We start from the raw sequence: 10,313 nt of genomic DNA on the forward strand, positions 1-10,313 counted from the left end.
GTTCGTGTGATCTGCGTTGAGCCGCGACACAAACAGCGTCAAGGCTGATTGTGTATGAGGTCTTTCGGGTTAGCCCGGGCTGTTATGGTCTGACCTCACAAGGCTACAGATAAATACAACCGCTCATGAGCATCATGAGCGGTTGTATTTTGTCGTAGGTGGGATTAAAATTTCCGCCTTTCGACCTGTTAGTTGTGTAAGCATCTAACAATGGACTGGATGGGCGTGCTTCGTCGCATTCTCAACAGTATCTTCAGGTGCTGCTCCGGTCCGTGTTATCTGCCTATAGATTGCGAAGTCGATAAATGTCGCATGGCTGGCTGTAAAGTTGGTCAAGTAAGTCTACAGGCGAAAATAACCGTGAACTCAAAATGTCCCTGTCTTTAAAGACAAGGATGAACTCACGGAGAAAACAAACGGAGACGATTGAATGGCCCGTATTGCTGGCGTCAACATTCCGGATAACAAACATGCTGTTATCTCGTTGACCTACATATTCGGCATCGGCAAGACCACAGCCAAAAAGCTGTGCGAATCCACTGGCGTTAAGCCAGAAGCCAAAATCGCTGATCTGAGCGAAGATCAACTGGAATCCCTGCGTGGCGAAATCGCCAAGCTGGATGTTGAAGGTGATCTGCGTCGTGAAATCAGCATGAACATTAAACGCCTCATGGATCTGGGTTGCTACCGTGGTATCCGCCACCGTCGCAGTCTGCCGGTTCGTGGTCAGCGTTCCAAGACGAATGCTCGCACCCGTAAGGGTCCTCGCAAGCCTATTCGTAAGTAAGTATCAATTAAGAATGGTAATACCGTTCTTATGAAACAGGATTTATTCTGATATGGCAAAGCCAGGTACTCGTTCACGTAAGAAGGTTAAAAAGCAGGTTGTTGACGGAGTAGCTCACATCCACGCTTCTTTTAACAACACTATCGTGACTATTACCGATCGTCAGGGCAATGCTCTGGCCTGGGCCACAGCCGGCGGTTCCGGTTTTCGTGGTTCTCGTAAGAGCACGCCGTTTGCAGCCCAGGTTGCTGCCGAGCGTGCAGGTCAGGCTGCCGCTGAATACGGTCTGAAGAATCTGGATGTCTGCGTGAAAGGACCTGGTCCTGGCCGCGAATCCGCTGTACGCGCATTGAACGCTTGTGGTTACAAGATCACTAACATCACTGATGTTACCCCGATCCCCCACAACGGTTGTCGTCCGCCTAAAAAGCGTCGTGTATAAGCAGGAGTCGGTATAAATGGCTAGATATATTGGTCCAAAGTGCAAACTGTCTCGTCGTGAAGGCACTGATCTTTTTCTGAAGAGCGGCGTCCGTGCACTCGAGTCAAAGTGCAAAGCAGAAATAGCTCCAGGTCAGCACGGTCAGCGTCGTGGCCGTCTTTCTGACTACGGTGTACAGCTTCGTGAAAAGCAGAAAGTTCGTCGTATCTATGGCGTACTGGAGAAGCAGTTCCGTAACTACTATAAGGCCGCTGATCGCAAGAAAGGTGCAACTGGTGCAAACCTCTTGCAACTGCTTGAGTCTCGCCTTGATAATGTAGTTTACCGCATGGGATTCGGTTCCACCCGTGCCGAAGCACGTCAGCTGGTAAGCCACAAAGCCATCCTGGTAAATGGAAAGACAGTAAACATTCCTTCCTATCAGGTTCAGCCTGGCGATGTTGTCGCCATCCGCGAAAAGGCTAAAAACCAGCTGCGTATTAATGCAGCCCTTGAACTGGCCGCTCAGCGTGGGTTTTCTACCTGGGTTGAAGTTGATGCCAGCAAAAAGGAAGGTACCTTCAAGGTGCTGCCCGAGCGGAGTGACCTGTCAGCCGACATCAACGAAAACTTGATCGTCGAGCTGTACTCCAAGTAAGGGATAGACAGTTAGGTGGGGTGTAACATCCATGCAGAATTCGGTTACTGAATTTCTTACTCCTAGACACATTGATGTCGAGGAAATTAGCCTGACGCGCGCTAAGGTAACTCTGGAACCGCTTGAGCGTGGTTTTGGACATACCTTGGGCAATGCTTTGCGTCGTATCCTTCTTTCTTCCATGCCCGGCTGTGCCGTGACTGAAGTTGAGATTGATGGTGTACAGCATGAATACAGTGCGATTGAAGGTGTTCAGGAAGATGTTATTGACATCCTGCTGAACCTCAAAGGTCTTGCCATTCGCATGACCGGCCGTGACGAAGCAACACTGAGTCTGACCAAAAAAGGTTCCGGCCCTGTGACTGCTGCGGATATCCAGTTGGACCACGATGTTGAAATCGTAAACCCGGATCATGTGATCGCCAATCTGAATGAGAAAGGCGACTTGAACATGCAGCTAAGAATAGCGCGTGGCCGCGGTTATGAGTCTGCTGACAGCCGTCATCAGGATGAAGAAGAGACTCGTGCTATTGGCCGTCTGCAACTGGATGCCACCTATAGCCCTGTTTACCGCGTCTCCTATGTCGTTGAAAGCGCTCGTGTTGAGCAGCGTACCGATCTGGACAAGCTGGTTCTTGATCTGGAAACCGACGGTACTCTGGACCCGGATGAAGCTATCCGTCGTGCTGCAACCATTCTGCAACAGCAGCTGGCTGTATTCGTTGATTTGGAAGGCGAGCCTGAACCAGAGCCAGTTAAGGAAGAGGATGAAGTTGATCCTATTCTGCTGCGCCCTGTGGATGATCTCGAACTGACCGTACGTAGTGCTAACTGCCTGAAGGCAGAAAACATCTACTACATTGGTGACCTGATTCAGCGCACTGAGGTTGAACTGCTCAAGACCCCGAACCTGGGTAAGAAGTCCCTGACCGAGATCAAGGACGTTCTGGCCTCCCGTGGTCTGAGCCTGGGTATGCGTCTCGACAACTGGCCACCGGCCAGCCTGAAGGGCGACGACAAGATTTCTGCTTAAGCAGCCATTGGCTTTTTCACTCACTCCAACAGAGTGGGTGCAGGGCAGATGGTAGAATGAGGAAGTTTGTGCCATGCGTCATCGTAAGAGTGGCCGCAAGCTCAACCGGAACAGTTCACATCGCAAGGCGATGTTCAAGAACATGACTGCTTCCCTGGTAGAGCATGAAGTAATCAAAACGACACTGCCGAAAGCTAAAGAGCTGCGCCGTGTTGCTGAACCGCTGATCACCCTGGCCAAGGAAGACAGCGTAGCCAACCGTCGTCTGGCGTTTGATCGTCTCCGTAACAAAGAGACTGTTGGTAAGCTGTTCTCCGAACTGGGCCCTCGTTTCAAAGAGCGCCCGGGCGGTTATATCCGTATCCTGAAGTGCGGATTCCGTAAGGGTGACAATGCGCCTATGGCTATTGTTGAGTTGCTGGATCGTCCAGTGGCTGAAGCGGAAGCTACTGAAGAGTAAGTTTTACTCTTTCAAAGAAAAACCGGACCTTGTGTCCGGTTTTTTTTGAAACTTGAAACTCAGTCAGGCAAGTGAAGCCTTTCCTGAATTGACCCAGCTGACAATGACAGGGGAACTCGAACCGTCTTTCCACTGTCTATACTGCATAAGCATTGCTGTTCTGCTGTTCGAGGGTCTATGTCAAATCAGGGTGTTGAAGTCAAACGTTCTATCGGAAAATACTCCAAATCAGAATGGACTGCCAGGGATACAGGCTGGATGTTCAGTCACGTAGGTACAGGTATTGGTGCAGGGCTTCTTTACCTTCCCATAGCGGCAGGCAGTGGTGGTATATGGCCTCTTCTGTTCATGGCTCTGGTCAGTGGCCCCATGATATTTCTTACCCATAGAGGGTTAACCCGATTCTTTTTGTCTTCCCGAAAACCTGATAGTGATATCAGCAGTGTTGTAAGAGAGAGATTTGGCAATAAAGTCGGCCAGTGGTTGATGCTGATCTGCTTTTTGTCGATGTTTCCTGTTTTACTGCTCTACACGATTGGCATTTCAAACGTTACCGAGAGCTTTCTGATCAATCAGCTTGAATGGGCGGGTGAAGTAAACAGACCTTTGCTCGTGTTTTTGCTGGTCGTTGGCATGATTTCCCTTTTTTGTGGTTCAGAGCAGAAGCTTTTGACACTTATCAGCAGTCTGGTGTTTCCTCTGGCACTCACATTGTTGTGTATAGGTTTGTATTTGATCCCTCAGTGGCGAATGGATTTTCTCCGACAGGAAGTACCTATGACGGACATCGTAACAACCTTTCTTCTGACTTTGCCTGTGCTGGTGTTTTCTTTCTATCATGCACCTGTTTGTTCATCCTTTGCTCAATCATACCGGCGTCAAATCCCTGAGCTTCACCAGTGCATCGCCAAGACCGACCAGATTCACTTCAAAAGTTCTCTGCTTTTACTGCTTATTACATTATTTTTTGTACTTTCATGTATATTGGCTCTGACGCCAGAACAGATAGAGCTTGCGAAAGCTCAAAATCTCCCGACTCTCTCCATCCTGGCTAATCAACCTGGCAACTTTATTTTCTCGAGTCTGGCACCTGTTATCGCCTTTGTGGCGATTTTAACCTCTTTCTTTGGTTTCTTTCTTGGCACTATTGAAGTCATTGATAGCTTGTTCAGTGTGGGGTTAGAGAAGCTCAGGCCCAGTGAGTTGACGCTTCCTTCTGGCAGCTCCAGGGGCTTGAGTCTTTTTCTGGTAGCCCTGGGATGCTGGATTGCCGGCGTCGGTGACTGGAGTATTCTGTTGATCATGGATGCCATAGTGGCTCCCATGATGGCGATTATCCTTTTCTTTGTTCCGGTCGTAGGGCTTTATAAGTCCAATGTACTCAGACGGTACCGAAACCCCGGGAACGATTTTTTGGTGGTGATTTTTGGTGTAATTGTGCTGGCAGGGTTTCTGGTTTCACAGATAATAAAATAAAAAGCCAGACCCTTATCGAATCTGGCTTTTTATGGTCTGGTTACATCAAGGTGTTATGATTTTTATTCTTGGTTCCATGTATTATTTTTTATTGTGAAATTGTTCTTATTGTCTATTTGCTCTCACTCCTGTGGTTTGTACTATAAGTATTTACGCCTATCCAGGAATTGATCTGGATCAATGTTTTGCTTTTTGAGTAAGTGTATTTCCATAAAAATGGCCTCGAGTTTCCTCTCAGAGGATCAGGTAGACTCGAGTTGCTTGATCTTGGCTTCTTCCTCCTCCTCAGAGGTATTGAGCAACAGTTCTCCGCTTTTGTGCATACGCTCCATCTTGCCATTGATGGCAGCCCCGGCCGCGATTTCCATCACATCGTAATATACGTTGCCTTCTACATGGGCATCGGCTGAAAGCTCCAGCTTGTCAGTGGCGAAAACGTCGCCAGTGACACGACCATTGATGACTATATGGGCAGCAGTCATATTGCCTTCTACACGGCTGCCGGCGATCAGCTGCAGTTTGCCATCATTGGAACTGACATTGCCCTTGATTTTACCTTCAACATGAACGGTGCCACGGAAACGGATATCGCCTTCAACTTCAGTGCCTGCAGCAATCAGCGTGATAGTGTCATCATTTCTGGTGCTGCTGATCAAACTGTTTTCTGAGCTGTTCTTGCCCCACATAGTGGACTCCTTAAAGTGCTTAAGCCGAGATACCTAGAGCGAAAGAAAAAGTGGTATGCGTCCTGTTGACTGAATACAGTGGGTCAGACCCCTTTCTCAAGGTGCAATTTCAAGGGAAGAATCATCCTCCATTGAGCTGTCAGCTTCAATGCATAAAAGCAACTAATGAGCGCCCTGGCACTGGCTGTATAGGGTGGGCTCTGTTTGCATCTCAGAGCCGGGTTATGGATCAGTTTACTTTAGCATCGGCTTCAGGAAGCGGCCGGTATGGGAGGCTGTGCTTTCGGCCACCACTTCAGGTGGACCCCCGGCAATGATTTGGCCCCCGCCGTCACCTCCCTCGGGTCCCAGATCAACGATCCAGTCTGCTGTTTTGATCACATCCAGATTGTGCTCAATCACTACCACGGTATTACCGCGATCTCGTAGCCTGTGCAGAACTGCCAGTAGCTGTTCAATATCGTGGAAGTGCAGCCCTGTGGTGGGTTCATCAAGAATATAAAGGGTTTTTCCGGTATCCCGCTTGGAAAGTTCCTTAGCCAGCTTCACCCGTTGTGCCTCACCTCCGGAGAGCGTGGTAGCGTTCTGCCCCAGATGGATATACGACAGACCAACATCCATAAGGGTTTGCAGTTTGCGTTTAACGGCAGGAATGGGTTCAAAGTATTCCAGAGCTTCTTCGACGGTCATCTCCAGGACTTCATGAATATTCTTGCCCTTGTATTTAACGTCCAGGGTTTCACGGTTGTATCGTTTGCCCTTGCAGACGTCACAGGGTACGTAAATATCCGGCAGAAAATGCATCTCTACCTTAATGACACCGTCGCCCTGACAGGCTTCACATCGACCACCCTTAACGTTAAAGCTGAAACGACCGGGTTTATAGCCACGGGAGCGGGCTTCCTGGGTTCCGGCAAACAGTTCACGAATGGCGGTAAAAATGCCTGTGTAGGTTGCAGGATTGGATCTTGGCGTGCGACCAATAGGGCTTTGATCAATATCAATGCATTTGTCGAAGTGATTCAGGCCGCTGATCTTCTTGTGTTTTGATGCTGTTAAAGTGGTGGCACTATTCAGGACTTGGGCAGCAATAGGGTACAAGGTATTGTTGATGAGGGTAGACTTTCCTGAACCGGAAACGCCGGTGACACAGGTCATCAGCCCCACCGGGATTTCCAGTGTGACATTCTTCAGGTTATTGCCGGAGCAGCCCGTGAGTTTAATCCGCTTATTTTTATCCGCTCTTGTACGTTTTTCAGGAATCGCAATGGCTTTCGTGCCATTCAGGTACTGGCCGGTGACTGACTTTTCATGATCCATAATTTGGGCAGGCGTGCCTTGGGCAATAATTTCACCGCCATGAACCCCGGCACCCGGACCGATATCGATAACGTGGTCGGCAGTTCGAATAGCGTCTTCGTCATGTTCTACGACAATCACCGTATTGCCCAGATCGCGAAGACGGGTCAGTGTATTCAAAAGGCGTTCGTTATCCCGCTGGTGCAATCCAATACTCGGCTCGTCCAGAATATACATAACACCCACCAGACCAGCACCAATCTGACTGGCCAGTCGAATCCGCTGGGCTTCACCCCCGGACAGGGTATCCGCACTTCGATCAAGTGTCAGGTAGTTAAGGCCCACATTCACCAGGAAGCTTAGACGATCGCAGATCTCTTTCAGGATTTTTTCAGCAATCTCCCCTTTCTGACCGGGCAAACTAAGTTGTTCGAAATATGCAAGTGCACGTTCTACCGGGAGTCTCACCAAATCGGGCAGTGTTTCATCTTCGATAAAGACATGTCTTGATTCCTGGCGAAGACGAGTGCCTTTACAACCTGGACAGTGCTGTGTGCTGAGGTACTTGGAAAGCTCTTCACGCACAGACTGGGATTCTGTCTCCCGGAAGCGGCGTTCAAAGTTGGGGATGATGCCTTCAAAGCGATGGCGCTTTTTGTAAACATCGCCCCGATCGTTGACGTAACTAAAATCAATCTGCTCTTCGCCGGAGCCATGAAGAATAATGGTCTGTTGTTCCGCAGTAAGATCATCAAAAGCGGTATCAATGTCAAAGCCGAAGTGAGCAGCCAGCGACTTCAACAGGTGAAAGTAATAGACGCTGCGGCGATCCCAGCCACGAATAGCGCCTTCTGCCAGGGTTAACTCCGGGTGCTGGACAATACGATCTTCATCAAAAAACTGCTTGACCCCCAGCCCATCACAACTGGGGCAGGCTCCCGCCGGGTTGTTGAACGAGAACATGCGAGGCTCCAGTTCATTGATGCTATAGCCACAGGACGGGCAGGCAAAGCGGGCAGAATAAACAATGTCATGCTGCTCACCGTCCATAAAGCTGACCGCTGCAAGCCCGTCGGTGAGCTCCAGAGCTGTTTCAAAAGATTCTGCCAGACGCAACTGCAGGTCTTCTCTCACCTTGAAGCGATCAACCACTACTTCAATGGTGTGTTTTTTCTTCTTGTCCAGCTCGGGTGGATTGTCGAGGTCGGTGACAATGCCATCAATCCGGGCGCGAATAAAACCCTGGGCCCTCAGTTCACTGAAAACATGGAGGTGTTCACCTTTTCGATCCCTGACTACGGGGGCCAGCAGCATCAGTTTAGTACCCTCTGGCAACGCCAGTACCTGGTCCACCATCTGGCTGACAGTCTGGGCTTCCAGCGGTAAGTGATGCTCAGGGCATCGGGGTGTGCCGGTTCTGGCAAACAATAAACGCAGGTAGTCGTATATTTCAGTGATGGTGCCAACGGTTGAGCGTGGGTTATGACTGGTGGACTTTTGTTCAATGGAGATGGCGGGTGACAAACCTTCAATGTGGTCGACATCCGGCTTTTCCATCATCGAGAGAAACTGGCGTGCATAGGCTGACAGCGATTCCACATAGCGGCGCTGACCCTCGGCGTAAAGGGTATCGAAGGCCAGTGACGACTTTCCTGATCCGGACAGACCGGTAATGACAATCAGGCTGTCCCGGGGCATATCCAGATCGATGTTCTTCAGGTTATGGGTTCTTGCACCCCGTACGGTGATCGTGTCCAAAGCCAGTCCCTCAGTACCATCTGTCAGGCAAAGGAGCAATTATATAGACTTTGCTTCCGCAAACCCATGTTAATAGCTGTCCGACAGCAAGCTGGAGAGAATTAAAGTACTTTAAGCAGTAGTCGTGTAATATTTTTGGTGCAGACATTGGATTACAGTATTTATTGAACGCCCTAAGAAATACTGTCGAAGATCCTGCTAACAGTCCTATACGTATACCCTGCTGGTGAATCAAAAGTGATGGAGCTAATAGAATGTTTACAGGCATTGTTCAAGGTACGGCAAAGATTGACCGTGTGGATGATCACGATAGTATCAGAACCTTTGACATTGAGTTTCCAGAAAACTTTTGTCAGGGGTTGAATATAGGAGCCAGTGTTGCGGTTGACGGTGTTTGCCTGACGGTAACAGACATTGTCAGCCCGACTCGGGCCAGATTTGATGTCATTTTACAAAGCTTGCAGGTAACGACATTAGGGGGTTATGTCAGTGGCCAGAGCGTGAATGTTGAACGCGCAGCCATCGACGGAGCAGAAATTGGCGGACACCCTTTATCCGGACACATCGACTTCCGGGCCCAAATTCTTGCACTAGAAGAAATCGAGGGCAACTGTCGGGTGCGGTTTGTCTACGACCATGAGTGGGGACAATACATTTTCCCTAAGGGGTATATAGCGATTAATGGTTGCAGCTTAACTTTATCTGATGTCGACAAGAAGAACGATTGTTTTGAAGTCTGGTTGATTCCCGAGACCCGAAGAGTCACAACATTTAGTGATAAAAAAGCAGGTGATTGGGCCAACATTGAAATTGAGCGAGGCACGCAGGTGATCGTCGACACCATTAGAGACACGCTCGAAAAGCAACTGGGTGCTCTTTATCCTCTGCTGGAAGCACTTATGGAAGAAAAAAATATTAACTTAGCAGAGTCGCTGACCAGCAGTTTTGCGTTGCCTGAAAAGAAAAACACTCAGTAAAACGGCTAAAAGCCCTGCAATCCAGAGCTTTATGTTTCCAGTTTTGATTTTGAAGTCAGGCACCATCCAGCTTCAAAAACTGTCTTACCCGAGGTGAATCCGGATGAGTGAAGAACTTTTCTGGTGGGCATTTTTCAATCAGGATGCCTTTTTCCAGGAACACCACCTGGCTTGAGACGTTTCTGGCAAACTCCATTTCGTGTGTTACCACCACCATGGTGTAACCCTCTTTTGATAAGGACTGCATTACGGTCAGAACCTCATCAACCAGTTCAGGGTCAAGGGCTGAGGTGGGTTCATCAAACAGTAACACCTCTGGCTCCATAGCCAGGGCGCGGGCGATAGCGACCCTCTGTTTTTGACCGCCCGATAACATGCTTGGGTAGCTGTCGAGTTTATGAGACATACCAACCTTTTCTAATTGCGCTCTGGCAATCTTTTCCGCCTCAACTTTTGGCATCTTCTTAACGTGCAACAGGGCTTCCATTACATTCCTGAGCACAGTGAGATGGGGCCAGAGGTTGAAGCTTTGAAATACCATGCCGATACGCTCGCGAATCTTGGCGAGCTCTTTGTATTTTAGTGGTTTTCTGGTAGCAGGATTGATACCAATACGTTCATCACCTAAATGGATGCTGCCCCGTTCTGGTTGTTCAAGCCAGTTCATACAACGGAGCAAAGTGGACTTACCTGAGCCGGAAGAGCCCAGGATACTGACAACGTCTCCCTTTTTGATCGTGAGATTAATGTCTCTGAGC

General features: G+C 49.0%; 11 protein-coding genes. 8 read left to right on the forward strand and 3 right to left on the reverse strand.

Annotated elements, in window-relative coordinates; translation table 11 throughout:
* The 7 genes from rpmJ to KDK18_RS10890 form a co-directional block, all read left to right on the forward strand.
* The coding region (gene rpmJ / locus KDK18_RS14760; protein WP_373691170.1) for a 50S ribosomal protein L36 at window positions 1-48 on the forward strand (48 nt) is incomplete at its 5' end.
* A 382-nt stretch (window positions 49-430) separates the two neighbouring features.
* Window positions 431-787, forward strand: coding sequence for a 30S ribosomal protein S13 (rpsM, locus tag KDK18_RS10865; RefSeq protein WP_257254922.1), 357 nt, complete (start codon window positions 431-433; stop codon window positions 785-787).
* A 52-nt stretch (window positions 788-839) separates the two neighbouring features.
* A complete protein-coding gene (gene rpsK / locus KDK18_RS10870; RefSeq protein WP_034841784.1) occupies window positions 840-1,229 on the forward strand; it encodes a 30S ribosomal protein S11 in 390 nt (129 codons plus the stop codon).
* Window positions 1,230-1,245: 16 nt separating this feature from the next.
* Window positions 1,246-1,866, forward strand: a complete 621-nt coding sequence (rpsD, locus tag KDK18_RS10875) for a 30S ribosomal protein S4 (protein ID WP_257254923.1) — start codon at window positions 1,246-1,248, stop codon at window positions 1,864-1,866.
* Window positions 1,867-1,897: 31 nt separating this feature from the next.
* The gene (locus tag KDK18_RS10880) at window positions 1,898-2,899 is read left to right on the forward strand and encodes a DNA-directed RNA polymerase subunit alpha (RefSeq protein WP_257254924.1); all 1,002 of its coding nucleotides are present in this window, start codon (window positions 1,898-1,900) and stop codon (window positions 2,897-2,899) included.
* Between the two features lie 73 nt (window positions 2,900-2,972).
* On the forward strand, window positions 2,973-3,359 hold the full coding sequence (rplQ, locus tag KDK18_RS10885) for a 50S ribosomal protein L17 (protein ID WP_257254925.1): 387 nt from the start codon (window positions 2,973-2,975) through the stop codon (window positions 3,357-3,359).
* Window positions 3,360-3,536: 177 nt separating this feature from the next.
* Window positions 3,537-4,835: an amino acid permease gene (locus KDK18_RS10890; RefSeq protein ID WP_257254926.1), complete on the forward strand. Its 1,299-nt coding sequence runs from the start codon at window positions 3,537-3,539 to the stop codon at window positions 4,833-4,835.
* Between the two features lie 242 nt (window positions 4,836-5,077).
* On the opposite strand, the gene KDK18_RS10895 is transcribed toward KDK18_RS10890, so the two are convergent.
* Both KDK18_RS10895 and uvrA read right to left on the reverse strand, forming a co-directional pair.
* The gene (locus KDK18_RS10895; RefSeq protein ID WP_257254927.1) at window positions 5,078-5,521 is read right to left on the reverse strand and encodes a polymer-forming cytoskeletal protein; all 444 of its coding nucleotides are present in this window, start codon (window positions 5,519-5,521) and stop codon (window positions 5,078-5,080) included.
* A 234-nt stretch (window positions 5,522-5,755) separates the two neighbouring features.
* Complete coding sequence (gene uvrA, locus KDK18_RS10900) at window positions 5,756-8,578, reverse strand: excinuclease ABC subunit UvrA (RefSeq protein WP_257254928.1); 2,823 nt, start codon at window positions 8,576-8,578, stop codon at window positions 5,756-5,758.
* Between the two features lie 254 nt (window positions 8,579-8,832).
* Between uvrA and KDK18_RS10905 the strand changes: the two genes are divergently transcribed.
* Window positions 8,833-9,555, forward strand: coding sequence for a riboflavin synthase subunit alpha (locus tag KDK18_RS10905; protein WP_257254929.1), 723 nt, complete (start codon window positions 8,833-8,835; stop codon window positions 9,553-9,555).
* Window positions 9,556-9,610: 55 nt separating this feature from the next.
* On the opposite strand, the gene KDK18_RS10910 is transcribed toward KDK18_RS10905, so the two are convergent.
* Window positions 9,611-10,313, reverse strand: a 703-nt coding sequence (locus tag KDK18_RS10910; protein WP_257254930.1) for an amino acid ABC transporter ATP-binding protein, incomplete at its 5' end; no start/stop codon positions are given.

It is taken from the genome of Endozoicomonas sp. SESOKO3 (assembly GCF_024606255.1).